The sequence below is a fragment of the Phenylobacterium sp. SCN 70-31 genome, from assembly GCF_001724605.1.
GTDB lineage: Bacteria > Pseudomonadota > Alphaproteobacteria > Caulobacterales > Caulobacteraceae > Phenylobacterium.
The window spans coordinates 40234-65721 of sequence record NZ_MEEX01000025.1 but is presented as its reverse complement, the minus strand read 5'-3'; the positions used below and the strand labels follow the sequence as shown (position 1 = coordinate 65721).

The 25488-nt window shown below is 66.9% G+C and carries 27 protein-coding genes and 2 pseudogenes; 18 read left to right on the top strand and 11 right to left on the bottom strand.

The window, feature by feature from the left end; translation table 11 throughout:
* From ABS78_RS17315 to ABS78_RS17275, 9 genes and pseudogenes are all read left to right on the top strand, one after another.
* Positions 1-217: pseudogene (locus tag ABS78_RS17315) on the top strand (HlyD family secretion protein); the annotation flags it as partial.
* A gap of 12 nt (positions 218-229) precedes the next feature.
* Positions 230-3418, top strand: a complete 3189-nt coding sequence (locus ABS78_RS17310) for a CusA/CzcA family heavy metal efflux RND transporter (protein ID WP_066680727.1) — start codon at positions 230-232, stop codon at positions 3416-3418.
* 82 nt (positions 3419-3500) lie between these two features.
* Positions 3501-4217, top strand: coding sequence for a HupE/UreJ family protein (locus ABS78_RS17305; protein WP_066680729.1), 717 nt, complete (start codon positions 3501-3503; stop codon positions 4215-4217).
* Positions 4218-4231: 14 nt separating this feature from the next.
* Positions 4232-4870, top strand: a complete 639-nt coding sequence (locus ABS78_RS17300; RefSeq protein ID WP_066680732.1) for a transmembrane anchor protein — start codon at positions 4232-4234, stop codon at positions 4868-4870.
* A gap of 27 nt (positions 4871-4897) precedes the next feature.
* Entirely contained in the window at positions 4898-5347 is a 450-nt protein-coding gene (locus tag ABS78_RS17295) for an SRPBCC family protein (RefSeq protein WP_066680734.1), read from the top strand.
* 661 nt (positions 5348-6008) lie between these two features.
* The gene (locus ABS78_RS17290) at positions 6009-6377 is read left to right on the top strand and encodes a transposase (RefSeq protein ID WP_293382139.1); all 369 of its coding nucleotides are present in this window, start codon (positions 6009-6011) and stop codon (positions 6375-6377) included.
* Complete coding sequence (gene tnpB, locus ABS78_RS17285) at positions 6374-6730, top strand: IS66 family insertion sequence element accessory protein TnpB (RefSeq protein ID WP_066680737.1); 357 nt, start codon at positions 6374-6376, stop codon at positions 6728-6730. The genes ABS78_RS17290 and tnpB overlap by 4 nt, the downstream gene beginning before the upstream one ends.
* A gap of 80 nt (positions 6731-6810) precedes the next feature.
* A pseudogene (locus tag ABS78_RS17280) lies at positions 6811-8329 on the top strand (IS66 family transposase).
* Positions 8326-8970, top strand: a complete 645-nt coding sequence (locus tag ABS78_RS17275; RefSeq protein WP_231732103.1) for a plasmid pRiA4b ORF-3 family protein — start codon at positions 8326-8328, stop codon at positions 8968-8970. The pseudogene ABS78_RS17280 and the gene ABS78_RS17275 overlap by 4 nt, the downstream one beginning before the upstream one ends.
* A 109-nt stretch (positions 8971-9079) precedes the next feature.
* Here the strand turns inward: ABS78_RS17275 and ABS78_RS17270 are convergent, their stop codons facing one another.
* The 5 genes from ABS78_RS17270 to ABS78_RS17255 all read right to left on the bottom strand — a co-directional run bounded on the left by ABS78_RS17270 (position 9080) and on the right by ABS78_RS17255 (position 13592).
* Complete coding sequence (locus tag ABS78_RS17270; protein WP_066680739.1) at positions 9080-10432, bottom strand: MFS transporter; 1353 nt, start codon at positions 10430-10432, stop codon at positions 9080-9082.
* 19 nt (positions 10433-10451) lie between these two features.
* Positions 10452-10682, bottom strand: coding sequence for a DUF1289 domain-containing protein (locus ABS78_RS23930; RefSeq protein ID WP_082769479.1), 231 nt, complete (start codon positions 10680-10682; stop codon positions 10452-10454).
* Positions 10679-12727 (bottom strand): cation-translocating P-type ATPase, encoded by a 2049-nt coding sequence (locus tag ABS78_RS17265; protein WP_293382136.1) that lies wholly within the window; start codon positions 12725-12727, stop codon positions 10679-10681. The genes ABS78_RS23930 and ABS78_RS17265 overlap by 4 nt, the downstream gene beginning before the upstream one ends.
* 14 nt (positions 12728-12741) lie before the next feature.
* Positions 12742-13020, bottom strand: coding sequence for a metal/formaldehyde-sensitive transcriptional repressor (locus tag ABS78_RS17260; protein ID WP_293382133.1), 279 nt, complete (start codon positions 13018-13020; stop codon positions 12742-12744).
* A 323-nt stretch (positions 13021-13343) separates the two neighbouring features.
* Positions 13344-13592 carry a helix-turn-helix domain-containing protein gene (locus tag ABS78_RS17255; protein WP_293382130.1) on the bottom strand — a complete coding sequence of 83 codons (249 nt, stop codon included), beginning with the start codon at positions 13590-13592 and terminating at the stop codon, positions 13344-13346.
* 100 nt (positions 13593-13692) lie between these two features.
* On the opposite strand from ABS78_RS17255, the gene ABS78_RS17250 reads away from it, so the two are divergent.
* Positions 13693-14253 carry a helicase gene (locus tag ABS78_RS17250; RefSeq protein ID WP_293382127.1) on the top strand — a complete coding sequence of 187 codons (561 nt, stop codon included), beginning with the start codon at positions 13693-13695 and terminating at the stop codon, positions 14251-14253.
* A gap of 287 nt (positions 14254-14540) precedes the next feature.
* On the top strand, positions 14541-14876 hold the full coding sequence (locus tag ABS78_RS17245) for a response regulator (protein WP_293382124.1): 336 nt from the start codon (positions 14541-14543) through the stop codon (positions 14874-14876).
* Positions 14877-14887: 11 nt separating this feature from the next.
* Here ABS78_RS17245 and ABS78_RS17240 read toward each other — a convergent pair whose 3' ends face one another.
* The 3 genes from ABS78_RS17240 to ABS78_RS17230 all read right to left on the bottom strand — a co-directional run bounded on the left by ABS78_RS17240 (position 14888) and on the right by ABS78_RS17230 (position 16144).
* Positions 14888-15271: a response regulator gene (locus ABS78_RS17240; RefSeq protein WP_293382121.1), complete on the bottom strand. Its 384-nt coding sequence runs from the start codon at positions 15269-15271 to the stop codon at positions 14888-14890.
* A gap of 66 nt (positions 15272-15337) precedes the next feature.
* Positions 15338-15592 carry a hypothetical protein gene (locus ABS78_RS17235; RefSeq protein ID WP_293382118.1) on the bottom strand — a complete coding sequence of 85 codons (255 nt, stop codon included), beginning with the start codon at positions 15590-15592 and terminating at the stop codon, positions 15338-15340.
* A gap of 123 nt (positions 15593-15715) precedes the next feature.
* Entirely contained in the window at positions 15716-16144 is a 429-nt protein-coding gene (locus ABS78_RS17230; RefSeq protein WP_293382115.1) for a hypothetical protein, read from the bottom strand.
* A gap of 342 nt (positions 16145-16486) precedes the next feature.
* Between ABS78_RS17230 and ABS78_RS17225 the strand changes: the two genes are divergently transcribed.
* A complete protein-coding gene (locus tag ABS78_RS17225; protein WP_293382112.1) occupies positions 16487-17164 on the top strand; it encodes a response regulator transcription factor in 678 nt (225 codons plus the stop codon).
* Positions 17100-18599 (top strand): HAMP domain-containing sensor histidine kinase, encoded by a 1500-nt coding sequence (locus tag ABS78_RS17220; protein WP_293382109.1) that lies wholly within the window; start codon positions 17100-17102, stop codon positions 18597-18599. Before ABS78_RS17225 ends, ABS78_RS17220 begins: the two co-directional genes overlap by 65 nt.
* Here the strand turns inward: ABS78_RS17220 and ABS78_RS17215 are convergent.
* Positions 18559-18891, bottom strand: a complete 333-nt coding sequence (locus ABS78_RS17215) for a hypothetical protein (protein ID WP_156449611.1) — start codon at positions 18889-18891, stop codon at positions 18559-18561. The genes ABS78_RS17220 and ABS78_RS17215 overlap by 41 nt on opposite strands.
* A gap of 379 nt (positions 18892-19270) precedes the next feature.
* Here ABS78_RS17215 and fliQ point away from each other — a divergent pair, with 379 nt between their 5' ends.
* The 4 genes from fliQ to ABS78_RS17195 are packed head-to-tail and all read left to right on the top strand — an operon-like array spanning position 19271 to position 21544.
* Positions 19271-19537, top strand: coding sequence for a flagellar biosynthesis protein FliQ (gene fliQ, locus ABS78_RS17210; RefSeq protein ID WP_197426822.1), 267 nt, complete (start codon positions 19271-19273; stop codon positions 19535-19537).
* 43 nt (positions 19538-19580) lie between these two features.
* Positions 19581-20306: a cytochrome c gene (locus tag ABS78_RS17205; protein WP_293382107.1), complete on the top strand. Its 726-nt coding sequence runs from the start codon at positions 19581-19583 to the stop codon at positions 20304-20306.
* Complete coding sequence (locus ABS78_RS17200; protein WP_293382104.1) at positions 20296-21279, top strand: NAD(P)/FAD-dependent oxidoreductase; 984 nt, start codon at positions 20296-20298, stop codon at positions 21277-21279. The genes ABS78_RS17205 and ABS78_RS17200 overlap by 11 nt, the downstream gene beginning before the upstream one ends.
* Before the next feature lie 40 nt (positions 21280-21319).
* Positions 21320-21544: a hypothetical protein gene (locus tag ABS78_RS17195; RefSeq protein WP_066680759.1), complete on the top strand. Its 225-nt coding sequence runs from the start codon at positions 21320-21322 to the stop codon at positions 21542-21544.
* A gap of 707 nt (positions 21545-22251) precedes the next feature.
* Here ABS78_RS17195 and ABS78_RS17190 read toward each other — a convergent pair.
* Positions 22252-24249 (bottom strand): TonB-dependent siderophore receptor, encoded by a 1998-nt coding sequence (locus tag ABS78_RS17190; RefSeq protein ID WP_293382102.1) that lies wholly within the window; start codon positions 24247-24249, stop codon positions 22252-22254.
* 183 nt (positions 24250-24432) lie between these two features.
* The gene (locus tag ABS78_RS17185) at positions 24433-24771 is read right to left on the bottom strand and encodes a hypothetical protein (protein ID WP_293382099.1); all 339 of its coding nucleotides are present in this window, start codon (positions 24769-24771) and stop codon (positions 24433-24435) included.
* A gap of 151 nt (positions 24772-24922) precedes the next feature.
* On the opposite strand from ABS78_RS17185, the gene ABS78_RS17180 reads away from it, so the two are divergent.
* Positions 24923-25486, top strand: coding sequence for a DUF2231 domain-containing protein (locus ABS78_RS17180; RefSeq protein ID WP_293382096.1), 564 nt, complete (start codon positions 24923-24925; stop codon positions 25484-25486).
* Positions 25487-25488 lie beyond the last annotated feature (2 nt).

Sequence of the window (25488 nt, the reverse complement as noted above, 5' to 3'; positions counted from 1 at the left end):
GGTGCGGACAAAGGCCATCCAGCCGTTCCGAGACTTCGAGGTGGTCTACGCCAAGGTCGGAAATACCTACGAGGTGCGGATGCTGGAGATCGGCCGCCGTACGCCTGAATGGACCGAGGTCCTGGGGGGCCTCGAGCCGGGGACTGAATATGTAGTCGACGGCGCCTTCCTCATCCGCGCGGACATCGACAAGTCCGGCGCGAGCCACGATCACTAGGAGCGCATACTCATGCTTGAACGCATCATCGCGCTCTCGATCCGTTACCGCTGGGTCGTGCTGGCGATCGCCCTGATCTCTTCGGTGATCGGTGTCTGGAGCTTCCAGCGCCTGCCGATCGACGCCACGCCGGACATCACCAATGTCCAGATCCAGATCAATTCGGAAGCGCCCGGATACTCTCCTCTTGAGGCGGAGCAGCGCATCACCTTCCCGGTGGAGACGGCCATCGCAGGCGTGCCGGGCCTGCAATACACACGGTCGGTTTCTCGCTACGGGCTATCGCAGGTGACCGTCGTCTTCGAGGATGGCACCGACATCTATCGCGCACGCCAGTTGGTCAACGAGCGCCTGCAGACGGCGCTCTCTCAACTCCCCGCAGGGATCTCCCCCGAGCTCGGGCCGATCGCCACCGGCCTCGGCGAAATCTTCATGTATACGATCGAGGCGAAGCCTGGGGCCCGCAAGCCGGACGGGAAGGCCTACACGCCCGAGGATCTGCGGACGTTGCAGGACTGGGTGATCCGCCCGCAGCTGCGCAACACGCCCGGCGTCACCGAAGTCAACACGATCGGCGGGTTCGAGCGGCAGTATCATGTCACGCCGCGCCCTGAGCGACTGGCCGCCTTCGGGGTCACGATGGCGGACGTCGTGGAGGCGCTGGGACGCAACAACGCCAACGTCGGCGCGGGCTATGTCGAGCGCTACGGCGAGCAGTACCTGATCCGAGTCCCGGGCCAGGCTTCGACGACGGAGGACCTGTCCGCCATCGTCATCGCCACGCGCGGCGGTGTGCCGATCCGCGTGGCGGAAGTCGCCGATGTCGGAATGGGCGAGGAACTTCGGACGGGCGCCGCCACCGAGAATGGCCGTGAGACCGTGCTGGCCACGGTTCTCATGCTGGCGGGCGAGAACAGCCGGGTGGTCGCGCAGGCGGCGGCCAAGAGCCTGACTGAAGCGTCGCGCGCCCTTCCGGACGGCGTCATCGCATCTCCGGTCTACGACCGAACGGACCTGGTCGAGCGCGCGATCGGTACGGTGGAGAAGAACCTGGTCGAAGGCGCGCTGCTCGTCATCGTTGTCCTCTTCTTGCTGCTCGGGAACTTCCGGGCGGCGCTGATCACCGCCGCGGTCATCCCGATCACCATGCTCATGACCATCACCGGCATGGTGCAGGCGGGAGTTTCGGGCAACCTCATGAGCCTGGGGGCCCTGGACTTCGGGCTGATCGTCGATGGCGCGGTGATCATTGTCGAGAACTGCCTGCGCCGGTTCGCCGAGGCGCAGCATGAGCGCGGGCGTCTGCTCACCCGGGACGAGCGATTCTCGCTCGCCGCGGCCGCCTCTAGCGAGGTGATCCGCCCCTCGCTGTTCGGGGTGCTGATCATCACCCTCGTCTATGTTCCCATCTTCGCCCTCACCGGTGTTGAGGGAAAGACGTTCCATCCGATGGCGATCACCGTGGTGATTGCTCTGACCGGAGCGCTCCTCCTGTCGCTGACCTTCGTCCCCGCCGCGGTCGCCATGTTCGTGACGGGCAAGGTGCAGGAGAAGGACAGCCCGCTCATGCGATGGTCGCGGGCGGGGTACGAGCCTGCCCTCGACTTCGCGTTGCGGGCGCGGACGCTGATGGTCGTCGCCGCGGTGGCGCTGGTCGGCCTCGCTGGTTTCGGCGCCTCGCGAATGGGCTCGGAGTTTGTGCCGAGCCTCGACGAGGGCGACATCGCGATGCACGCCCTTCGCATCCCGGGCACCAGCCTCAGCCAGGCGATCCAGATGCAGACCGCCCTGGAGGCGCGGATTGCCAAGTTCCCCGAGGTGGAGCGGGTGGTCGCGAAGATCGGCACGTCCGCGGTGGCGACGGACCCGGTTCCGCCCTCGGTCGCGGACACCTTCATCCTGCTGAAGGACCGCAAGGATTGGCCGGATCCGAGAAAGCCGAAGGACCAGCTCGTGCGCGAACTTGAAGCCGCGGTGCAGACGGTGCCGGGCAGCAAGTATGAGTTCACTCAGCCCATCCAGATGCGCTTCAACGAACTGCTCTCAGGCGTCCGCGCAGACGTCGCGATCAAGGTGTTCGGCGACGATCTAGAGGAGTTGGTGCGGCTCGGATCGCAGATCGAGGACATCGTCGGGACGGTGCCCGGCACAGCGGGTGCGCAGTCGGAACAGGTGACGGGCTTGCCCGTGCTGCAGATCAAACCAGACCGGCAAGCGATAGCCCGTCTGGGACTAAGCATCGATGACGTCCAGCAGGTGATCTCCACCTCGATGGGCGGCACGATCGCCGGCCAGGTCTTCGAGGGCGACCGGCGCTTCAACATCGTCGTGCGGCTGCCAGAGGACCTGCGCTCCGACACCGACGCCATCGGTCGTATCCAGGTTCCGCTTCCGGCCGCCGAAGGCCAGTCGCGCGGCTTCGTCCCGCTGAGCGAGATCGCGACGATCAGCCTTGAGAAGGGGCCCAACCAGATCAGCCGCGAGAACGGCAAGCGGCGCATCGTCGTCACATCGAACGTGCGGGGCCGGGATCTTGGCTCCTTCATCGGTGACGTTCGCCAGCGCGTTGAGAGCGAGGTCCAGCTGCCGGCCGGCTACTGGGTCACTTACGGCGGCACCTTCGAGCAGCTGATCTCGGCGGCCAAGCGGCTGCAACTCGTCGTGCCGGCGGTCCTCGCGCTGATCTTCGCCCTGCTGTTCGCCCTGTTCCGGTCCTGGCGGGACAGCGCCATCGTCTTCTCCGGCGTGCCCCTGGCGCTCACCGGCGGCGTGGCGGCTCTGCTGCTTCGCGGCTTGCCGATGTCGATCTCCGCGGGGGTGGGGTTCATCGCCCTGTCCGGCGTCGCGGTGCTGAACGGCGTCGTCATGGTCAGCTTCATTCGCGGGCTCATCGAAGAAGGCAGGCCGGTACGCGACGCCATTCGCGAGGGCGCCCTGACCCGCCTTCGACCGGTGCTGATGACGGCGCTGGTGGCGAGCCTGGGCTTTGTGCCGATGGCGCTGAACGTCGGGGCCGGCGCAGAGGTGCAGCGCCCGCTGGCCACCGTGGTGATCGGCGGGATCATTTCGTCGACTGTCCTGACGCTTCTGGTGCTGCCCGCCCTCTACAGCCTCGTGCACGGCCGCGAGCGCGGGAGTGACTGGCCAAGACCCGCCTGGCTCGACCATCTGCCCTTCCGCAACAGCCGAAAGGCGGTGTGACCCCCCTTCACACCGTCGGGGCGGCCGCATGTCGGGAGCGGCCGCCCACCCCCTTCATGCCCACCCCTTCGAGGTTCGCTCCATGCTTCAAGCAAGCATCCTACTCAGATGGCGACCTGCCGCCCTTCTCCTCGCGCTGGTCCTGCTGCTGGTCGACGGCGCCCTGTCCCAGGTTTTGGCCCACGGGGTCGCCAACGGCGACAAGGGCTACATCCAGGAGACGACCGGCGTGGTCTTCCTGCCGTTCGTCTACCTGGGCGCCAAGCACATGGTCACCGGCTACGACCACCTGCTCTTCCTGTTCGGGGTGATCTTCTTCCTCTACCGGATGAAGGACATCGGCATCTATGTGACCATGTTCGCCGTCGGTCACTCCACGACCCTGTTGCTGGGCGTGCTCACCGGCGTCAGCGTCTCGAGCTATCTGATTGATGCAATCATCGGCCTTTCGGTCGTCTACAAGGCCCTCGACAACCTGGGCGCATTCCAGCGCTGGTTCGGCGTTCAGCCGAACACCAAGGCCGCCACCCTGATCTTCGGCCTGTTCCACGGCTTCGGCTTGGCCACCAAGCTACAGGACTTTCAGCTTTCTTCGGACGGCCTCGTCTGGAACCTCATCGGGTTCAACATCGGCGTCGAGCTGGGCCAGCTTCTGGCGCTCGGCGCCATCCTCATTGCGATGGGCTTCTGGCGGCGCACCGACGGCTTCTGGAAGCACGCCTACCTCGCCAACGTCGTCCTCATGAGCCTCGGCTTCATCCTGACGGGCTATCAGTTCGTCGGCTTCTTCGTCGTCTGAAGGGAGACCAACCCATGCACAACGCCAACAAGCCCCGTCTCTCCGAGCTGCCCACCACAGGCAAGCTCCTCCGCTCGACCGCGCTCGCCGCTGGCGTCGCGGGGGTCCTCCTTGCCACTGCCGTCCTGCCTGCGGAGTACGGTGTCGACCCGACACGGGTGGGTTCGGTGCTCGGCCTCACCGAGATGGGGCGCATCAAACGACAACTTGCCGCCGAAGCGGCGGCAGACGCGCGAGCCGACGTCGCTGCTAGTTCAACGCCGGCCGCCGCCACTCGTGTTGCGGCCCCTGCCGGCGGCTCCGTCCCGGCCGCGACTCCGACCGTCGCCGCACGGGGCGAACGGTCGGACAGGACGGTGATCACCCTCGCGCCCGACGCGGCCGCGGAGATCAAGCTCGTGATGGACGAGGGAGCACGCGCTCGCTTCGTATGGTCGAGCAGCGGCGGGCGAGTGAACTTCGACACCCACGCCGACCGGCCCGGCGTCAAGTATCATGGCTACGGCAAGGGCGCCTCACAGCGAGAGGAAGGAGAACTCGCGGCTGCCTTTACGGGCAGTCACGGCTGGTTCTGGCGCAACCGCACGGGAGAGACCGTGACGATCACGCTCGATACGTCCGGCGCCTACAAGGAAGTGAAACGTGCTGATTAGGCGGCCCCCGGTCTCTACGTGAGAGGGATGGTCATCCTGGACGCCGAGCGGGACGTGAGGACGCCGGTGGGCGCCGTCTGGCGCGCCCTGGTCGATTACCCGCGCTACCCCAAGTGGACCGGGGCCGCGATCCTTCAGCAGGATCCCGACCGGCCCGGCGAGCTCGTCTATCGCATCCGCGTCCGGACGCCTGGCCGCACCGAGCGGGCGTGGAGTTTCCCGGGACGCGAGACGACGCGAGAGCCGTTACGGGCGATCGGCTGGCGCTTCGGCATGGGCTTTGTCTACGGTCTGGACATCGGCTTCGAGACTAGCGCGCGCGGCGGCGTGACCCATGTGCGCCATTTCGTACGGATCACCGGACTGGTCGCCGTGCTCCGGCCGGCGCTCCTCAGAAGGATCTTCGGACCTGTGGTCGAGACGATGCTGAGCGATCTCGAGGCAGAAGCGCGCCGAAGGCAACGGCGCGGCGCATGAAATCTCGGGCGGCGGCCTGGACCCTTTGGCTGTGCTGCCGATTTTCGCCGCGGAGCTTCGAGGCTTTACCAATGGAGCAACATCGTGCGTCTAGCTTCAATATTCGCATTGGCGCTCGTCCATATCGCCGAGCCCACAAACGCTGCGCCGGCCGAGCGAGTGGAGGTCGCCAGCGAAGTGATCCCACTCACCGGCTTTCGACTAGAGCCCCCTAGCGTCACGCACGACGGCGGGTCTCTACGCTTCCGTGGCTTCCTCTGTCGAAGGTCCGTTGCGATGTCGCCCTACCTGGTGCGACTCGAACGTGTCTCACGTGATGGCCAAGTGCTGGGCGCTGCAACCGGGCCGGTCTCGGGGCTCTCAGGTCGGGGTAACCGCTGCTCGGTCTACACGGTCACCGCCCCTTGGCGTCTGGAGCCTGGAGACCGGGTGCGGGTCTGCGCCCAGCGTGGAGACGGGCCGTGCCCCGCCGGTGGCTGACGGGCAGGTGGCGCCGGCGTGGCCGGGGAAGGCTTGAGCGTCCAGGCGCCCGGCCGGCTTCGCCATCGCCACCTTGAGCGGCGCCGTGCAGAGTTCCGAAGTAAGCGGCGTCCCGACCCCACCTTCACGCGGCTGATCTGATCATCGAGAGTCCGAGCCGGTTTGGCTTGGTGTGGTGATGATGCCTGGTGATGATGTGCTGATGATGCCTGCGGCGCGTCGGATCGAGGTGTTCACAGGTCCTGGCCAGCGGCGGCGTTGGAGCGCACAGACCAAGGCCCAGATCGTGGCGGAGAGCTATGAGACCAGCGTCGGCGACGTGGCCGACCGCTACAGCCTGGCGAAGACGCAGGTGTTCACCTGGCGGCGCGATGCGAGGCGCTCCGCCTTCGCCCAGGTGGTGGTGGATGACGCTGCGCCGGAATCTGACAAGGCCGCGACGGACGGCGCCATCGAGATCGAGCTTGTGGGTGCGCGGGTGCGGATCGGCCGGGAGGCCGACGCGCGGATGGCGGTGGCGGTGATCGGCGCCCTGCGGTCTGGCCGGTGATCGGACCGGCGGGATCGGTCCGTGTGTTAGTGGCGGCGCGGCCGGTGGATTTCCGGAAGGGCGCGGAGGGGCTGGCCGGGCTGGTGCGCGAGCAAATGGCCGCCGATCCGTTCTCAGGCACGGTCTACGTCTTCCGCGCCAAGCGCGCCGATCGGATCAAGCTGATCTACTGGGACGGCACGGGGCTGTGCCTGTTCGCCAAGCGGCTGGAGGACGGAGACTTCCGCTGGCCCAAGATCCAGGATGGAGTGATGCGGCTCACCTCGGCTCAGCTCGGAGCCCTGCTGGAGGGCCTCGATTGGCGGCGGGTGCACCAGGCCCGGCGGACCCGCACCCCCGTCGCTGCGGCGTGATGTTCAGGCCCTGCGACGAGATGACTCAGCCTGTTCGTGAGGGCGCCTCACGGCTGGTTTGATGTGCTGTACTCTCGGCCATGACGGGCCTGGCCGATGCTCTGCCACAGGATGTCGAAGCGCTTCAGGCGCTGATCCTGGCCGAGCGCGCCGCCCACGCCGCCGAGGCGGAGCGGCTTCGTCAGATCATCAAGGAGATGCAGCGTCACCGCTTCGGCCGCCGCGCCGAGACCCTGCCGATCGACCAGCTGGAGCTGGCGCTGGAAGATGTCCAGCAAGAGGTGGCGGCAGAGGCCGCCGGCGACGAAGCCCGCGATCCGGCGCGGAAGGCCGCCACCGCCGCCAAGCGCCGGTCTAACCGCGGCGCGCTGCCTGAGCATCTGCCCCGGATCGAGACCGTGGTCGATGTGGAGGACAAGGCCTGCCCATGCTGCGCGGGCACACTGCACCTGATCGGCGAGGACCGGGCCGAGCGGCTGGACATCGTGCCCGCTCAGTTCCGCGTGCTGGTGGTGCGGCGGCCCAAGTACGCCTGCCGCGCCTGCGAGGATGTGGTGGTCCAGGCGCCGGCGCCGGCCCGGTTGATCGAGGGCGGGATTCCGACCGAGGCCACGGTCGCCCATGTGGTGGTCAGCAAGTACGCCGATCATCTGCCGCTTTACCGCCAGGCCCAGATCGACGCCCGCCAGGGGATCAAGCTCGATCGCTCCACCCTGGCGGACTGGACCGGCCGCGCGGCCTTCCTTCTCCGGCCGGTGCACGAGCACCTGCTGCAGACCCTCCGACGATCCCCCAAGCTCTTCGCCGACGAGACCACGGCCCCGGTGCTCGATCCCGGACGTGGCCGCACCAAGACTGGCCAGCTCTGGGCCTACGCCCGCGACGACCGCCCGTGGGGCGGGGCCGATCCGCCGGCCGTGGCCTATGTCTACGCGCCAGATCGCAAGGCCGAGCGGCCGATGGCGCACCTCGCCGGCTTCAGCGGCGTCCTGCAGGTGGATGGATATGGCGGCTATCGCCCCTTGGCGGAGACGGGCCAGGTCCAGCTCGCCTTCTGCTGGGCCCACGTGCGCCGGCGCTTCTACGAGCTGGCCACCGCCGGCCCCGCGCCGATCGCCAGCGAGGCCCTCGATCGGATCAAGGCGCTCTACGCCATCGAGGGCGAGATCCGCGGCCTTTGAGCCCGAGGTCCGGCACACCGTCCGCCAAGAGAGGTCCCTGCCGGTGATCCAAGCGCTGGAGCCGTGGCTCCGCGCGAAGCTCACGACGATCAGCCAGAAGTCCAAGCTCGCAGAGGCGATCCGCTACGCGCTCTCGCGCTGGGCAGGCCTCACCCTCTTCCTCGACGACGGCCGCATCGAGCTCGACAACAACATCGTCGAGCGCTCCATCCGCCCGCTGGCGCTCAGTCGCAAGAACAGCCTCTTCGCCGGCTCGGACGGCGGCGCCGAGCACTGGGCGATCCTCGCCTCGCTCATCGAGTCCGCCAAGCTCAACGACATCGACCCGCAGGCCTACATCGCCAGCGTCATCACCCGCATCGTCGCCGGACACCCGCAGAGCCAGATCGATCGGCTGCTGCCCTGGAATCCCGCGTGAGGACTTGGCACACTGACGCCATGACCTCGGCCGCCGACAGCCTTCACGAGATCGCCACGCTCCGGATCGAGCTCCTGGACACCGATCCCCTGATCTGGCGACAGGTCGAGGTTCCGACCTCGATCACGCTCAAGGTTCTTCACGATGTCGTCCAGGCCGCCATGGGCTGGTACGATCAGCACCTGTGGGAGCTGCGGCTCGGCAAGCAGCGCTACGGCCAGCCTATCCCCGGAGACGACTGGGGTGGCCCACCCACCCTCAAGGCCGACAAGGTCCGCCTGCGCGAGGTCCTCAAGCCCCGCAAGACCGTCCTCGACTACACCTATGACTTCGGCGACAGCTGGGAGCACCGGCTCACCTTCTCCGACGTCCGTCCCGGCGACCCGGACACCGACTACCCCCGCTACGTCGCCGGCGAGCACGCCGCTCCACCCGAAGATTGCGGCGGCATCCCCGGCTTCTACGGCGCCCTCGAAGCCCTGGCCGATCCCAACCATCCCGAGCACGCCGACGTCATCGAATGGTTCGACGGCTACGACCCCAATACCATCGACGAACTCGTCCTCAAGATCGCTCTCAGCCGCATCGCCCGCCGACGTAACCCCGCCAAGGCGACGTTCGCCCGCAAAGCCAAGTCCTGAGAGATCGCCGAGGTGGTCCGGGAACGACGCTTACGTCCCGAAACCGTGTGACCCCGACACGCGTACTAGGTTGTGCGGCTTGCCCAAGCAAGACGGACGACGGGTGTGACTACATGCCCGCCTTCGGCCAATGGTGGTGAAGATCATCGATGACGAACGGGTGCACGTGCGCTGCGCGTGTGCTGACCGGCTTACCCTCTCCCTCGCGCAGATGCGGATGCTGGGGCGGCAGGTCCGGATGCACGTGCGCAAGCTCGTCGGGGTCGGCAGCCGGCCAGACTTTGAGCGCGGCGACCACGCCGACCAGGCTGACGCTGGCGAGGGCTATGAAGGTTGGCGCCATGCCGTAGGCGGCTCCGAAAGAGCCCGCCACTGTGTAGGTCAGCAGCCAGCAGGCGTGCGACAGGGCGAACTGCGCGGCGAAGACCGCGCTGCGGTCCTCAGGCGTCGCCGAGCGCCGCAAGAGACGCCCCGATGGGGTCAGAACGGCTGAATAGCCCACCCCCATGATCGCCCACAGGATCAGCAGCGAGACCCACTGGTCCACGCCGGGCGAAACGGTGAGCAGCGCCATTACGCCCAAGGCGCCGGTCAAAAGCCAGGAGGCGGCGACCATAACAGGGCGGTCGCCCACCCGCTCCAACACGCGCGGGAGCAGCAGGGCCGCGACCATCGAACCGCCGCCGAAGGCGGCCAGCGCCAAGGCCATGTCGTCGGCCGGTCGGCCGAGTAGGGTTCGCACATAGACGACGGTGTTGACGATCACCATGGCGCCGGCGGCCGCTGCTGCGAGATTGAGCGCCAGTAGCCCTCTCAGCCTTGGTGTCCTGAGATAGATGCGAACGCCGTGCGTGGTGCGCGCGTAGATTCCGCCTTCGCGCGTCACGGCCTTGGGCTGTGGCACGATAACAGAGACCACCAAGGCGGCCGAAGCCAGGAAGCCGACGACGGTTCCGCCAAAGAGCCAGTGAAATCCTATGACCGTGAGCAGAGCAGCCGCCAGCATCGGGCTGACTAGGCTTTCCATGTCGTAGGCCAGGCGCGAGAGCGAGAGCGCCCGGGTGTAGCGTTCCTCGTCGGGGAGGATATCGGGGATGGCGGCCTGGAAGGTCGGTGTGAACGCCGCTGAGGCCGATTGCAGGAGGAAGATCAGCAGGTAGACCTGCCAAATCTCGGTGACAAAGGGCAGCATGATGGCCACAGAGGCGCGCACCAAATCCATCGACACAAGGAAAGCTCGTCGCGGAAGCCGATCGACGAAGGCGTTCACGATGGGGCCGACGCCAATGTAGGCGATCATCTTGATCGCCAACGCGCCGCCAAGCACAACGCCGGCGTTCGCGCCGGCCAGGTCGTAAGACAACAGACCCAGCGCCACTGTCGCCAGGCCGGTGCCGACCAGGGCGATCACCTGCGCCAGGAAGAGGTGCCTGTAGGTTCTGTCCGCAAGAACGCTCAACATCACCAATCTCTCCGTTGAGTCATGACAGCGAGCCTCGGAGAGGCGATGCGGAATCGCTGAGGGTGTGGCCCTTCCCCTGTTCGCTCAGCCGATCGACACGGCGCTTCAAATCCTTGGACATCATCTGGCGAGCACGAGGTTGCATCTTCCGCCAGGCGCGGATTTCAGGGACGGTTCGACCACAGCCGATGCACCAGCCCGATCGACCATCAAAACTGCAGACGCTGATGCATGGATCGCTCGACTTCACGGGTGGGCCGCCGCTGGCTGAACCCCAAGAGGCGTTGACGGGGCCTTTCCCTCTTCAGCCCCAACTTTGCGCGGCAGCAGCCGGGCCGAGTTGAGGATGAAGGCCATTTCGGACGCGACGTGAATGAATGCCGCCATCAAGGGATTCAGCACCCCCACGGCCGCCAAGCCTATCCCGATCGCGTCGATCGCGAGCGTGCCGGCGAAGTTCTGCCAGATGATGCGCCGCGTGCGCCTTGCCACCTTGAGGGTCTCCACGAGACGGACAAGATCATTGCCCAGCAGCACGACGTCGGCGCTCTCCTGGGCGACGTCCGTCCCAGACCCCATCGCGATGCCGACGCTCGCCTCGGCCAGCGCGGGTGCATCGTTGACACCGTCGCCGACCATGGCGACCGTCCGCTTCTGCTGGATGAGCGCCTGGATTCGCGCGAGCTTGTCTTCCGGCAGGAGGCCGGCTTCGATTTCCTTGATGCCGAGGCTACGGCCCACAGCCTGAGCAACGGGAAGGGCATCGCCGGTCAGCAGGATGGTGCGGATCCCGAGAGCCGTCAGGCTTTCGATCGCGCGCTTGGCTTCGGGGCGCACGGTGTCGGCCACGGCAATCGCGCCGAGCAGCACTCCGCCCCTGGCGACATAGACCTCCGAGGCCGCTTCGACGCCAAGGTTCAGCGGCGCTGTGATCGCCACGCCGTTGTCCCGCATCCAGGCCTGGTTGCCGACCAGGATCATGGAGTCCGCCACCTTGGCGGCGATGCCCCGCCCGGGCGTGTAGGCGAAGTGTTCAGGCTCAGCGACCGAGCGACCTTGGGCCTTGGCATGGGCGATGATGGCCTTACCCAGCGGGTGCTCGGAACGCAGCTCGGCCGCGGCAGCCGCGTCGAGCAGGTCCTCGGCGCTGACGTCGGCGGCGGCTACGACGGCTTGAACTTCCGGCCGGCCGAAGGTGAGCGTGCCGGTCTTGTCGAGCACCACAGTGTCGACCTTGCCGAGCGTTTCGAGATGGACGCCACCTTTGATGATGGCGCCGAGACGAGCGGAACGGCCGATGCCGCCGAGGATCGCAAGTGGGGTGCCGGCTGCGATACCGCAGGCGCCGGCGACGATAATCACGGAAATCGTTGAGGTGATGTTCTGGGTGATCAGATAGGTCAGCACCGCCGATCCGAGGGCGAAATAGACCAGGTATCCGGCCATGCGGTCGGCTAGGCGTTGGACGGGTGCGCGCGAGCGCTCGGCCCGTTCCACCGCCTCGATGATCTTGCCGTAGCTGGTGTCGCGCCCAATCCGCTCCGCGCGCACTTCAAGCGCGCCCGACTGATTGATCGACCCGGCGAACACTGCGGCGCCTTCGATCTTCTCCACCGGCATCGATTCGCCGGTGATGCGGGATTCATCGATGAAAGAATTGCCGGACAGGACGGCGCCATCGACCGGGATGCGGCCGCCCGGAGCCACCAGGATGGCGTCGCCAATGGTCAGCTCGGCAGCGGAAATCGTCCGAATGGAACCGGTTCGGCGGACGGAAACCTCGCTGGGCAGGAATTCCAGAAGATCGCGGATCGCTTTGCGCCCTCGCCCGACCGTCAGGCCCTCTAGGACCTCGGCCACCAACACGAAGAGGGTGATCACCAGGGCGGTGAAGAACTGACCGATGGCGGCGGCCGCCACGATGGCGATGGTCATCGACAGTTCCATCGTCATGCGCCGCTGCAGGACGTTCTCGAACGCCTCCTTCAAGATCGGCCAGCCGCCGATCAGGAGGCCGACGACGCCGATCACGCTCACGGTGGGGATGGGCTCCCAGACGCGGAACCAGACGAGGGCCGCGGCGACCGCCACCAAGCCGATGCGCAAGGCCTCCTGCCACTCGAACGGATGCTCGTGATCGTGGCCGTCGTGATCGTCGTGATCATCATGGTCGTGCCCATGGGGATCATGGCCTTGATGCGGGTGCGTCTTCTCATTCAGCGCCGCCGGCGCGGTCGTTCGGGCTTCGGCCTGGTCGGCCAGGGTGGCGCGATCACGATTCAATTTGTCGACCATGGTCGGCTTCCTCGTCATTTCAGGTAGGTGCGCACGACGTCGATGAGTTCTTCCGCGCCCTTGGCCCGTTCAGGGTCGGGGTCGCTGGCCGGATCGACGACGTGCATCCGGATGTGATCTTCCATCACCTCGGCCATGAGGCCGTTCATGGCCCCGCGAACGGAGGCGATCAGTTGAAGTACCTCTGCGCAGCCGGTCTCCGTTTCTAAGGCGCGCTCCACGGCCTCCAATTGTCCGCGAATGCGCCGTACGCGCGCGACGAGCTTTTTCTTCTCCCGAACCGTATGGCCCATCAAAAGTCCTCCATGTCTATAATATAGGGGGGTAGACTATATGGTTCAATCGAACGCTCTCGCTTCGTTTAAGATAACAAACTCAGGCGGAGCCGGTTAAACGCGGAGCGGCTGCCCTGATCGAGCCGAGGTGTACCTGCTCGGGGCGATCGCAGTTGTCCGTTAGCGCCGCTCAGGCCATGGCGCGATGCCAGCGAATGGAACAGACGCCATGCAGCGGTTGCGCTTTGCCGCCGCATCGCGCTTCGCGCCCGGGGGTTCGGAAATTACCGATATAATCTAATGATAGTATTGTTTATTCTCGCCGCAAACCCGGTGGTCCTTTAGGATTTTGGCCGCAGCCGTACGCCAGGTCCCAGCGCGCCGGCATCATCGCCTTCCAGGAACATGACGCCGGCGTTCTCCAGGGCCCGCCACACGGCGTCGACATTGGCGGCCGAGCTGCGGCCAGGGCCAACCGCACCCTCCATGCGGACGATCGTTGGAAGCGACACCCCCGACGCCTTCGCCAAAACGGGCTGACTCCAACCAAGCAATGCGCGCGCGGCCCGGATTTGCGCTGCGGTCAGCATGAAATGATCATTTTATTATCGCATAAGGTGATTTCATGTTGACGCCCCCCAGGCCGCGTTCGATGATAAAATCATCATAAGTGATTAGAAGGCTCCGGTCATGGACTCGCGTCAAAAGGCGGGCGACGGGAACGTGCGCCTGCCTGCACTCTCGCGGCGCGCGGTGCTGGCGGGAACATCGATAGCGGCCTTCGGCGCCGCAAAGCCAGGCGAGGCGGCCTCAACACCGTCGATCGGTGCACCGGTCCCTTCGGACGAAGGAACTAGGCGGTGCGCGAATTGGCTGGCCCTGAATGCCAAGATCGAGCGTCTCCAGTCTCGTTGGGCAAGGCTGGAAAGCTGGCTTGTGAAAAACCACGCCTGGTGCAAGCTCAGCCCTGCCGAGCAGCAGGCCTTGCCCTGGGCAAAGGAGCTCCGCGACATCGACGGCTGCTTGGACCTGCTGTTCGAGCAGCGCGAAGCCTTGCTGCAATCAATTCCGGCAACCGGCTCCATCAGCCTGGATTCGGTCGTCGCGAGACTGGCCGTGGTGGAACGTCTGATCTGGCGGGAGGAGCATCCCGAAGTCTACGCCCTGGTCACTGGAGCGCGTCGAGATCTCATCGCCCTGTCACGCGGTCAGGCCCCGGCTGTCGTCAGCCAGGATCCGGCGGCCTTGTGATCATGACCGCGCCGTGGAGCGGCGCAGGCGAAGGAAAAGCGACACGAAGAGACATCCCTCGTCTCCGGACGAAACGCGCGCGGTGAGCTCTCAGGCAGCCGTCGCATTGAACGAGCCGTGGACGGTGCGGGCGCTCGCGGTTCCGAAAGCCCCTCGCCCCTCGTCGCGTCAGTCGCCGCCGGCTTATCTCCCACGTCGGTGGGATAACCATCTAGTAACATTCCGGGGCGCACCGATTCGAAGGGACGCTTGGCTGGAGGCGCGCTATGGGGGTGGCAGGCGGGCATGTGCTGATCGTCGAAGACGAAATGGTCATCGCCCTGGAGATCGAGTCTCAGCTCCGAGAGCTTGGCTATTCGTCATTCGACTATGCGGATAGCCCCGACGCGGCGCTTCGGGCGGCCTGTGAGCAGCGGCCGGACTTGGTGACTCTCGATTTCCGCATCGTGGGCGGGACAGGTCTGGACGCGATTGCCGGAATTGTTCGAGCCCTCGGTCCGTTGCCCGCCGTAATGATCACCGGCAACTCAGAACATGTGCGGATGGGTTGCTCCTACCCGGTGGTCGATAAGCCGCTAGGGCTGGCGGCATTGCGAGCAGCGTGCGTAGAAGCTGGAGTGTAAGCGGCAATAGGTCACGCTCGGCGCGTCGAGAGCGCCCCAGCCACGCTCTCCAGGAGTTGCGCGGTCGTGAACGGCTTAAGCAGCGCAGCGTCCGCGCCGAGCATGGTGGCCGTGCGGAGAAGCTGGCTGGCTTCGATGATCCCGAATCCGCCGCTCATCGCCACGATCCGGGTCGAGGGCCAACGCCGCCGGACTTCCATGATGACTTCGACGCCGTCCTTGTCCGGCATCAGCAGATCGGTCAGCAGCACGTCCGGCCGTCTCGCCATCAGCTCGATGGCCCCACGGCCGCCGTCGGCTTGCAAGCAGTCATATCCGGCGTCCGCCAGCATCTCTGAGACCAGGTCCCGGCATGCGGGGTCGTCTTCAACCACCAGGACGACCTCGCGACTCATAAGACTCCGGCACCCCGCACAGACACTCGGTCCTAAAGGGGTTACGCGGGAGGTCGCGCCTCGCCCTCACCCTGCTCGTGGCGGCGCTTCGGAGAGCTGCGGAGCGAAATGCTGGCCGTATCGCCGACGGGCCAGAAGGCTATTGTCGCGATCGAAGACGAGGACCTCGGCACACCCGCCCCGGGCGGCCGCCTGATGGGCGAGTTCTTTGGCCTTGGCTTCCGCGCGCCCTCCGGAAAGGAACATGAGCGTTAGGCCGGAGGGTTGTTCGACCGACCAGCCACCGGGAACCGGCACGACCGAATAGATCCAAGTCTCCATCTTCCGCTCCTCTCGTCTATGCGTGCCCTACGCCCTTAAGCTACACCCGCGGGGATGGCTTGCGACGCCCTTTCGCCAAAGGCATCTCGCGCCGCCGCGCGGCGGCGCGTTCAGTGGCTGGATTCAATGGCTGCGCCCGCCCCCGCCGTGCCCACCGCCGAAGTGGCCACCGCCACCGTGGCCGAAGGTCGAATGGCCCCCGCCAAAGTGGCCGCCACCGTGGCCGCCACTGAAGAAGCTGAGGCCGAAGGAGCCGTAGTACGGCCGGGAATAGTAGCTCGGCCCCCAAGGATCGTAAGCATAGGACGAATAGCGCGGGCGGGGCGGCGGACCCGCGCCGGTGGCGACCGGCACGACGCAGACGGCCTCCACCGGCAGGGCCGGGTCGGCGGATGGCGGCAGGGCCGGGGTCGCCGCGATCGCGCCCGGAGCGCCGCACGGGACGACGTAGTAGACGAACGGCGGCGGGGTGGGGCCGACGGGTTGTGCGATGGCGATGGCCGGGGCGGCCAGTCCAGCCGTCATCACAATTGCATGGATGGTTTTGATCATTGGGGGCGCTCCTTTTCGGCGCCAAGCGAGCTGACCAGATTGACCCGATAGGTGTCGTGCGCATGGGAGCAGGATGAATTCCGTTTCATCATGGCATGTCCGAAGCCCCACCGCCGCGAACATGAAATCGAGTTCACGCCGGCCCCACGCGCCTGAAAGTTCTCGGCCGCATCTTGGTGGTGGCGGCGCGGTGACGCCGAGCGGTCCACCTGCCCCCCGTGGACACGCTCGAGGCGCCGGCCAAGCCCGCCAGCTGCCGGTCGATCCCGCCGGCAGCTGGCGGCGATCGCCGAGACTGCCATCCCCCTGGATCCGATGCCGAGGAACCGTCAGACTCTGCCCATGAAGCTTCTCCTGATCGAGGATGACCGCTCGACGGCCAGCTATGTCCAGCAGGGCTTGGCGGAGTTGGGCCACGCCTGTGACCACGCGGAAACGGGGCTCGACGGGCTGACGGCCGCGCTCACGAACCCCTACGACGCGATCATCCTCGATCGGAACCTGCCGCAGCTGGATGGTCTCTCCGTCCTGCAAGCGCTGCGGTCGCAGGGCCAGACGACGCCGGTGCTGATCCTCAGCGCGCTGGGCCAGGTCGACGATCGCATCAAGGGCCTGGAAGCGGGCAGCGACGACTATCTCACCAAACCGTTTTCGTTCGGGGAACTGATGGCGCGGATCGCCGCCATCGTCCGCCGCGGTTCCGGCACGGCCACGGCCACCACGACCTTGCAGGTGGGCGATCTGGAGCTGGACCTCCTGGCGCGCGCGGCCAAGCGGGGCGCTCGGCGCATCGAGTTGCTCAACAAGGAGTTCCAACTCCTCGAATACTTCATGCGCCATGCTGGCCAAGTCGTGACGCGCACCATGCTGCTGGAGGCCGCGTGGGACTACAGCTTCGATCCCGGCACCAATGTCATAGACGTCCATGTGAGCCGGCTCCGCGGCAAACTGGAGCATGGGGACGAACCGCCGCTGCTGCACACGGTTCGCGGCGCCGGTTACCAGCTTGACGCGCGTTAGTCCGCCCCGGCGCCGACCGCAGGCGGCGGCGTTCCGCGGCGCGCTGTGGATCACGCTGATCGCCGTGGTCACGACCGTGGTGGCGCTGAGCGTCCAGCACTTTCAGACCGTCCGCGTGCTCAAGATCGAACTCGAGCACCTGCTCGAAGGCGAGGCGGACGCGCTCGTCCTGCGCTATCGTGACGGCGACCTCGGCGGCCTGGTCAGCTATATCGATGAGCAGACCCGGACGCAGCGGCGCGACGTGGTCTACATGGTCGCCGATAGGGCCGGGCGGCGACTGGCCGGCAATGTTCTGGTCTGGCCAAGCGGGCTTGCGGCCGAGCACCTGGCCATCACGACCGTGCGGGTGCGGCGCGGCGGTGAGGTCCAGTCGCGACGGATCGAGGCCGAGGTCCGCACCCTCGGGCCGGACACGCGGCTCTTGGTCGGACACCTGGCGGACAGCCGCATCGCGCTCGGGCGTCGCTACTGGATGTCGCTCGCCCTGTCGGTGCTGGCGACCGCCGTGCTCGGGCTGAGCCTCGGTTGGCTCGTCAGCCGGCGCGGCGTGCGCGTGGTGCGCGCCGCGGCGGACACCGGCGATCGATTCCTCAGCGGTCACTTGGACGAGCGGCTCAAGGTCTCGCTTCGCGACGACGAATTCGATCGCTTGGCCGAGGTGTTCAACGCCTGTCTCGATGAGATCGAGCGCATGGTCCGCTCGCTCCGCGCCGCCACCGATGGCTTGGCGCACGACCTGAAGACGCCGCTGACACGCATCAAGGCGCGGCTGGAATTGGCGGCGCTACGCGGGCACGAGGCCCCGCAACAGGACATCCTGGCGGAGACGGCGCGCGACCTCGACGCCCTCTTGTCGTTGGTGAATGGGCTGCTGGTGCTGGCCAGGGCTGACGCCACCACGGCCGATAGCTTCGTGCCGCTCGACCTCGCCGCGGTCGCCCAGGAGGCCTACGACCTCTACGCGCCGCTGGCGGAAGACGCCGGGCAGCATCTCCTCCTTCGGCTTTCGCGGGCGCCGGCGCGCGGGGTTTCGAGCCTACTCCTCCATGCGACCGCCAACCTGATCGACAACGCCATCAAGCATGGGAGCCCAGGAGGCCAGATCGTCGTCGCCACGGGAATCGACGGTGCGGCCAGCCGTCTCACCATTGGCGACCGAGGGCCAGGGATCGCACCGGATGCGCGGGAACGGGCCGTGCAGCGCTTCAGCCGCCTGGACGAGAGCCGCTCCACGCCCGGCAGCGGCCTTGGACTATCCCTCGTGGCGACCGTCGCGCGGGTCCATCGCGGCCAGCTCGTGCTGGCGGACAATCAGCCCGGGCTCAGGGCGGAGCTACGCTTGCCGCTGAGCCCGGACCGGGATCTGCGCCCCGCCCGCGCGCCTAAGGAGGTCACCGGTGAGACCGGCCGTGTGACCGGAACGGAAGGATGAAGCGCGCGCCCCAGCCGCCATAGGTGCGGTTGGGCGCGTATCCATAGGCGTCGTATGGACGGGTGGGACCAACCGCGGAATCGTAGCTGTGACGGGCGCCGTAATCATAGCGAGCGCCGCCGTCGTAAGCACGGTCGTCCTGGTACGTTCTCGCGGCGCCGTAAGGGTTTGCGCGCCAGGCGCTGGTGGATGGCGCATAAGGCGCGCCGGGATGGCCGTATGGCTGCGCTGAGGCGGCCGAGGCGATCATGAGGCCGGTCGTCGCAGCGGCGGCGGCAAGAAGGCGTTGCATCGGATGCTCCTTGGATTGGCCGACGCAAGGTCGGCGAACAGGAGCGTTGTCGCCTACGCGGATGTCGTGGACCGCAAGCGGACGTGACATCGCGTTTAGGCGATTACGCGCGCGCTGAGGGTTCGGCCGGACCCGGCGCGTAACCCCATTAGCAGTGCTGACAGGGGAATCCTGTGGTCCGCCAGAAGACGAGACCCGATCGCGCGAGCGGGCGCCGGCGCGGCCCGCTTTTTTGGACGGCGGCGCTCCTCGTCGCCGCCGTTATTGTCGGACTGACCGCCTATGAAGTCGTCGGAACCAGCACGCCCAAGGCCGATGACCGGATCTGGATCTCCGACCCACATCGTGATTTTCACGGGTCCGCACCCGCGCCGCGGCGCTGATGGGCGGCGCCGAGGTCCTCGACGTGGCGCGCGACGCCATCTGGCTGACGGTGCAGATCTCGGCGCCGGTATTGATCGTCGGCCTGGTCGTCGGGGTCGCGATCGGTCTTTTGCAGGCCCTGACACAGATCCAGGAGCAAACGCTCGTCTACGCCCCGAAGATCGTGGCGATCTTCATCGCGCTCTTGATCTTCCTGCCGATGATGGCCGCCCTGATGAAGAACTTCATGGAGCACATCGCGCAGCGGATCGCCGCGATGTAGCGACAAGGGGCGGCGGCGGACCTCACGACATTAAACCAAATTCATGTTCGAGACAGGCGCCGCCCACAGCGACCATCTCAATCTCAGCGGATCTCTTAGGGAAGGCAAGAAAATGCAGGTGATGGGGTGGGATCTACGGCATCCGAGGACGCATCTCGGAATCGCTGTCGTGCTGGGCGCGGCTGGATTGCTCGCGGCGGTGGCCATCGGCGTGACGATCGGCCTGGGGCTTTACAACATCGGCGCCGACGCGCCTCACACGCCACCGGTCTACAAGGTGCTGGAAACCCTGCGCGACCGCTCGATCAGCGTGCGTGCGAGGGACGTCAAGGCGCCGGCGAACTTGAACGACCCCAAGCGGATCGCGAGCGGCGCGGGGCTCTATACCGAGATGTGCAGCGGCTGCCATCTGGCGCCCGGCCTGGAAAAGACAGAGATGAGCCAGGGCCTCTATCCGCAGGCGCCTGAACTCTGGCGGCACGCCGACCTCACGGCCGGCGAGCAGTTCTGGGCGATCAAGCACGGTATCAAGATGACCGCCATGCCGGCCTGGGGGCGCACGCACAGCGACGAGCTGATCTGGGACATGGTGGCGTTCGTCCGCCAGCTTCCGAAGATGTCGCCGGCGCAATACCAGGCGGCGATCAAAAGCGCTCCGGCCGACCACGACGAGATGATGAAGGAAGGCGGCGGGATGGCGGGCATGGCCATGCCGGGCATGACGCCGCCGCCCAAGGAATCGGACGGTCATACCGGCCATGACGACTGAAGCGCGCATGCGGGAGGCTCCACAGCCGAGCCATAACGTCGACCTGGAGTTCCCAATAGACGACGTCTTCGACTGTCTGATCCTTGGCGGGGGTCCAGCCGGCCTTGCGGCGGCGCTCTATCTGCGGCGATTTCGGCGAACGGTCCTGATCGCCGACGCCGGACAGAGCCGTGCGGCGCTGATTCCACGTAGTCATAACGTCCCCGGTTTCGCCGGGGGCATCCGCGGGCTGGACCTGCTCGCTCAGCTGCGCGAGCAGTTGGCGCTCTTCGGGCCGGTGGACTGGGCGGGGCCCGTGGCGCGGCTGGACTGCATGGGCGAAGCCCTTTGGCGCGCGGCCTTAGCGGATCGGACGGTGCTGGGCCGAACCGTCCTGTTCGCCAGCGGCGTGCTGGACCGTCGGCCGCCGATTCCCGAACCCGAGCAGGCGATCCGCGACGGGCTGCTGCGATTTTGCCCTATCTGCGACGGCTTTGAAGCCATGCTGGACAGGATCGCCGTGATCGGCATGGACGATCACGCCGCAAGCGAGGCGCTGTTCCTCCGCGCGTACAGCCCCAGCGTGAGCCTGTTGACGCTGGGCTACAACCATACGGTCTCACGAGCCAGCCGTGAGGCGCTGGAGGGCGCGGGCGTCCCGTTGATCGTGGTGCAGCCGGATGGCTTTAAGGTCCAGGACAATCGGTTGCACGCCTTGCGGATCGACGGATCAGAGCTCGAGCCCTTCGAAGTGGTTTACGGCGCCTTGGGCGTCGAGCCACAATCCGGCCTCGCCGAGACGATCGGGGTCGTCACTGACGGGTCCGGGTGTATCCTCGTCGATGAGCACCAGCGCACCTTCTTGCCGGGCGTCTATGCGGCCGGAGACGTGGTGCGGGGGCTCGACCAAATCAGCGTCGCGGTCGGCGAGGCGGCGATCGCCGCGACCGCGATCCACAATAGCCTGCCGCCTGTGCGGGTCGTCCATGACTGAAGCGCGCCCAGAGCGGTGTCGCCAAGGAGGCGCGGTGTCAATGGTCACGGTCTACCACTTCGCCTGCCCTGCGGGCGGCGCGCCCACTTCCGCCAATCGGTTGGCGACCCGTGAGGCGATCGAAGCCCTGCCTGGCGCAGAGCGCCTCCCTTGCACCGGGATCGCCGTTCGCGCCACGGCCGTCGAGAACGGATTTCTCAGCGCCGACTATGATTGGACCGAAGGCGACGGCCAGCCCGCCTCCGATCCAAAGCTGGGTCAATAGGTCGTCCTCGCCCGGTCGCGGATTGAACAGGGGTCCGGATGCTCGGGGGGCGCCAGGTTCCCGCCGCACCTCGCCCGCCACAGCCCACCGCTTGCAGCCCCTGGCGGCCGTCACCAGCCATGGTGGCGGTCGACATGGTGGCGAGGGTGCTGGCCGCCATAGGTGTAGCCGGAGTGTCCGGCCGGACCGTGGCCGTAACTGGGCGCAACACTAGGCCCGTACCAGACGCGCGTCCCATGTGGGTAGACGTAGACCCGAGGGCCCGGCGTTCGATACGGCGAATAGTAGCCCGAGTAACCGACGTCGCCGCGATAAGCGGGCAGATAGTCGCTTCGCGGGTAGCTGCTATAGCCATATTCCACCCATCTGCCCGCCGGGCCTCGCGGCATCCGGTCGTGCGCGACCGCGACCGCGGGGAGCGCGACGGCCGCGCAAAGCAGGATCATCCTCAAACAGCGGATCATGGCGCGCCTCCTGTCGTCACCACAGGTCGCCCCGTCGAACGAGCGGCCTGCGTGGCGAGAACGCGGAGGAAGATGGGACGCGACCAAGGCGGGTCGCGCCCCCTTCCCTGCGTGCGTCGCTGGCGGGGGATCGGGCCAGCGCTGCCACCAGAGCCGATCGGGGGCCCTAATCTGGATACGCGCGAGGTGGGCTGCAGCCCTCAAGCGCGCCGAGCGCTGCGCGAGCTGGGGTCGGCAGATTGATCAGTAGCTGAGCCGCAGCGACAGCCGCACCGCGCGGGGCGAGCCTGGGGTGATGTTCGAATTGCTGTTGGCGGCGGCGTAGTAACCCTTGTCGAAGACGTTCTCGACGTTGAGCTGCGCCGACACCTGATCGGAGACCTGGTAATAGAGGGCCGCGTCGACTCGGGTGAAGCCCGGCAGCGTGACGGTATTGTCGGTCGAAGCGAAGATGGCGCTGCGGTAGATCACGCCGAGGCCGAGGGCGAGACGCGGCGCCACGTCCACCCGGTTCCAGAGTGAGGCCGAATGCTTTGGGAGCTGCGCCAGGCGCGCGCCGGCGCGCACCGTGGCCGACTGCGTCTGGGTGATCTCACCGTCCTGATAGGCGTAACCGCCGACGAGGGTCCAGCCGGGCCTGACGACGCCCTCGGCGCCAAGCTCCACGCCCTTGCTGCGTTGACCCTTCACCAGCACCAGACGCGTCGGATCGCCCGGGTCAGTCGCGGCGACGTTCTCGCGGTCGAGTTGGTAGACGGCTGCGGTGAGGGAGAAATCGGGGCGAAGGTCCCACTTCACGCCGACCTCGCGGTTGATGAACCGTTCCGGATCCAGCGCCTGGTTGGACAGGGACAGCGAGCTCAACTGGTCGCCCGCACGAGGCAGGTAAGAGCGGCTGTAGCTGGCGTAGAGGGCGAGCGGTTCCACCAGCTTGAAGACCAGGCCGGCGCGCGGCGACCAGAGCTTGTCGCTCGTCGCGAACACAGCGCCGGTCCGGTTGTTGCGGAAGTTCACGTCGAAGCGGTCATAGCGCAGCCCGACGATCGCCTGCAGGCGGCCGGTGAGCTGGATCTGGTCCTGCGCGTAGGCCGCGGCGATCTTGGCGACGCCGTGGTTGTCGGCGTCGGTGGCGCTCTGCCGATAGGTGACCGGAACCGAGACTGTCGGAGCGGCCAGCGGGACCGTGATCGTGGTCACCGCGGGACCGACGCCTGTGAAGTAGCCGGTCTGGCGGAAGTTGTCGGTCGTCTGCCGGCCGAACTCGGCGCCGAGCAGCAGCTTGTGGCCGATACGTCCTGTGGCCGCCGACCAGGTCAGGTCCGTCTGGTTGAACAGGTTCTCGCGCTGCGTGGCATTGTTGTAGGCGGAGAGGGAGACCGCGGTCCCGGCGGCGTTGACCGCCCCGGGATAGACGTTCTGGTAGGCCTTGTCGTAGTCGCCGAAGCTGGTGACGTTGCGCAGGCTGACGCCGCCGAAATCGTGTTCGATCACGCCGCTGGCGACCTTGATCGTGGCGCCTGTGGGGCTGCCGGAAGGATCGCCGAAGAAGGTCGAGCGCGCGGTGCGGACCGGCCGCCCCAGGAACGACGGGATCCCGCGGTCGGCCACCATGTCGTAGGTGAAATACTCATAGCCGAGCCGAAGGGTCGTCCGCTCGCTCAAGACCAGCCTGGCCGTCGGGTTGACACCATAGCGCTCCAGGCGAACCCCATCGCGATAGCTGTCGGAGTTCTCATAGACGCCCGTCGCCCGCAGCGAGAACCGCTCAGTCAGCGGTTGGCGTAGGTCGCCGGTGACGCGGCGGTTGTTCCACGATCCGCCCTGGAGGACGAGCTCGCCACCTTGGGTTCCGTCCGCCTGCCGGGTGACCCGGTTGAGGATCCCGCCGCCGCCGCCGCGGCCGAAGATCATCGCGTTGGGCCCTTTCATCGCCTCGACGCGCTCGACATTGTAGAGATCGCGGAAATACTCGACGTCATCGCGCACGCCATCGACGAAGAAGTTCGCCGTCGAGCTGACGCCACGCATGATCGGGGCGTTTCGGTTGCCCTCCCCCTGGGCCATCCCCACGCCGGGCATGTAACGGACCACGTCGGCCATGCCCTGCATCGCCTGGTCATCGATCAACGCGCGCGTCACCACGCTCACCGCCTGCGGCGTGTCGATCAGCGCGGTGGCCGTCTTCGTCGCCGTCCGGGTCTGCTCGACGCCGTAGCCGCCCCGCGCGCCCCGCACCGTCACGCTCGAGACTTCCGTCGCTGCGTCGTCCGCCCAGGCTAGGCCCGGCGCCAGCAGCGGCAGCAGCCAGACGGTCGAGGCGAACAGGGTCGCGCGGCGGATCGTCCGCCGATTGAAGGCTCCTGGGCAGCTTTGCCGCCTTCTACGAGCCGGCCCTCGCCCCGTCAATGCGAATGCGACGCATTCTTAATTCTGCTGGTATACGGGAGGCGCGGGCGGCGGCGTGGTATAGGGATGCGGCAGCTGGCGAGGCCGGCCATGATGACCGTAGCCGTAATCCCCAACATCGAGCTGCAGGAGGCAGTTGGCATAGGCTTCCGTGCCCGGCGAGAAGCCGTAGGTGACGCACGCCTGCCGGTGTCGGGCCGCCATCTCCGCAGCGCTAATGCACCCGCTGAGCACGGCCGACAGCAGGGCGGCCGAGACGGTGACGGCGACGCGTTTTGGGGAGCGCCAAGTGCGATCCTGCTCACCCACCGCAGGGCCAGGGCCGATCTCGATCGGCGAGGGGACGGGTTCGGGCATGGGTAAGCCTCCAGACGCTGCGGCCTGCTCTAAAGAGCATACGTCCCAGCAGGGTCGGGCCCCTCAAAGGCCGTCCGTCGCCGCGCTAGGCTGGCGGCTCGCGCGGAACGCATCGGGCCCGGCGCGGGTTCTGTCTTCAGGACAGGCCACCATGGACCATCACACCCACACATCGGGGACCGGCAGCACAGCGGCGCTGGGCGGCCACCCGCTACACCCCATGCTCGTCGGATTTCCGATCACGCTGTTCATCGGCGCCTTCGTCACCGACGTCGTCTATCTCGCAACGAGCGGCGCGTTCTGGGCGCAGAGCTCGGTCTGGCTGCTTGCCGCAGGCGTCGCGATGGGGCTGCTCGCCGCCGTTCCGGGGGTGATCGACCTGCTCACGATCGAACATGCGCGGCGCTGGCGCCTGGCCTGGATCCATGGCTTGATGAACCTCGGCCTCGTGGCGCTGGCCGCGATCAACCTGGTCCTACGCTGGCGCGATCCGGAAGCCGCCGTCGCGCCCTTCGGCGTCCTCCTGTCGGCCATCTGCGTCGGATTGCTCGCCATCACCGGCTGGCTCGGCGGCGAGATGGTCTATCGGCATGGCGTCGGCGTCTCCAAGGCGGTGGGCCATGCCGAGGGTTCGCAGGCCTCTCACGACGCCGCCGCGACGTCGGCAAGCGCCGCCCACGGCAGCGAGCACGCCGCGGCCACGCGCCGACCCTGACC

Excerpts from the sequence above, each read along its gene's own strand:
- ABS78_RS17235 (WP_293382118.1), bottom strand. The coding sequence starts at position 15,592 with ATGGAGACTTGGATCTATTCGGTCGTGCCGGTTCCCGGTGGCTGGTCG.
- ABS78_RS17300 (WP_066680732.1), top strand. The coding sequence starts at position 4,232 with ATGCACAACGCCAACAAGCCCCGTCTCTCCGAGCTGCCCACCACAGGC.
- ABS78_RS17295 (WP_066680734.1), top strand. The coding sequence starts at position 4,898 with ATGGTCATCCTGGACGCCGAGCGGGACGTGAGGACGCCGGTGGGCGCC.
- ABS78_RS17185 (WP_293382099.1), bottom strand. The coding sequence starts at position 24,771 with ATGCCCGAACCCGTCCCCTCGCCGATCGAGATCGGCCCTGGCCCTGCG.
- ABS78_RS17260 (WP_293382133.1), bottom strand. The coding sequence starts at position 13,020 with ATGGGCCATACGGTTCGGGAGAAGAAAAAGCTCGTCGCGCGCGTACGG.
- ABS78_RS17240 (WP_293382121.1), bottom strand. The coding sequence starts at position 15,271 with ATGAGTCGCGAGGTCGTCCTGGTGGTTGAAGACGACCCCGCATGCCGG.
- ABS78_RS17225 (WP_293382112.1), top strand. The coding sequence starts at position 16,487 with ATGAAGCTTCTCCTGATCGAGGATGACCGCTCGACGGCCAGCTATGTC.
- ABS78_RS17255 (WP_293382130.1), bottom strand. The coding sequence starts at position 13,592 with ATGCTGACCGCAGCGCAAATCCGGGCCGCGCGCGCATTGCTTGGTTGG.
- ABS78_RS17205 (WP_293382107.1), top strand. The coding sequence starts at position 19,581 with ATGTTCGAGACAGGCGCCGCCCACAGCGACCATCTCAATCTCAGCGGA.
- ABS78_RS17200 (WP_293382104.1), top strand. The coding sequence starts at position 20,296 with ATGACGACTGAAGCGCGCATGCGGGAGGCTCCACAGCCGAGCCATAAC.
- ABS78_RS17230 (WP_293382115.1), bottom strand. The coding sequence starts at position 16,144 with ATGATCAAAACCATCCATGCAATTGTGATGACGGCTGGACTGGCCGCC.
- ABS78_RS17310 (WP_066680727.1), top strand. The coding sequence starts at position 230 with ATGCTTGAACGCATCATCGCGCTCTCGATCCGTTACCGCTGGGTCGTG.
- ABS78_RS17180 (WP_293382096.1), top strand. The coding sequence starts at position 24,923 with ATGGACCATCACACCCACACATCGGGGACCGGCAGCACAGCGGCGCTG.
- ABS78_RS17220 (WP_293382109.1), top strand. The coding sequence starts at position 17,100 with ATGGGGACGAACCGCCGCTGCTGCACACGGTTCGCGGCGCCGGTTACC.
- ABS78_RS17265 (WP_293382136.1), bottom strand. The coding sequence starts at position 12,727 with ATGGTCGACAAATTGAATCGTGATCGCGCCACCCTGGCCGACCAGGCC.
- ABS78_RS17305 (WP_066680729.1), top strand. The coding sequence starts at position 3,501 with ATGCTTCAAGCAAGCATCCTACTCAGATGGCGACCTGCCGCCCTTCTC.
- ABS78_RS17270 (WP_066680739.1), bottom strand. The coding sequence starts at position 10,432 with ATGTTGAGCGTTCTTGCGGACAGAACCTACAGGCACCTCTTCCTGGCG.
- ABS78_RS17215 (WP_156449611.1), bottom strand. The coding sequence starts at position 18,891 with ATGCAACGCCTTCTTGCCGCCGCCGCTGCGACGACCGGCCTCATGATC.
- ABS78_RS17290 (WP_293382139.1), top strand. The coding sequence starts at position 6,009 with ATGCCTGGTGATGATGTGCTGATGATGCCTGCGGCGCGTCGGATCGAG.
- ABS78_RS17250 (WP_293382127.1), top strand. The coding sequence starts at position 13,693 with ATGGACTCGCGTCAAAAGGCGGGCGACGGGAACGTGCGCCTGCCTGCA.
- ABS78_RS17195 (WP_066680759.1), top strand. The coding sequence starts at position 21,320 with ATGGTCACGGTCTACCACTTCGCCTGCCCTGCGGGCGGCGCGCCCACT.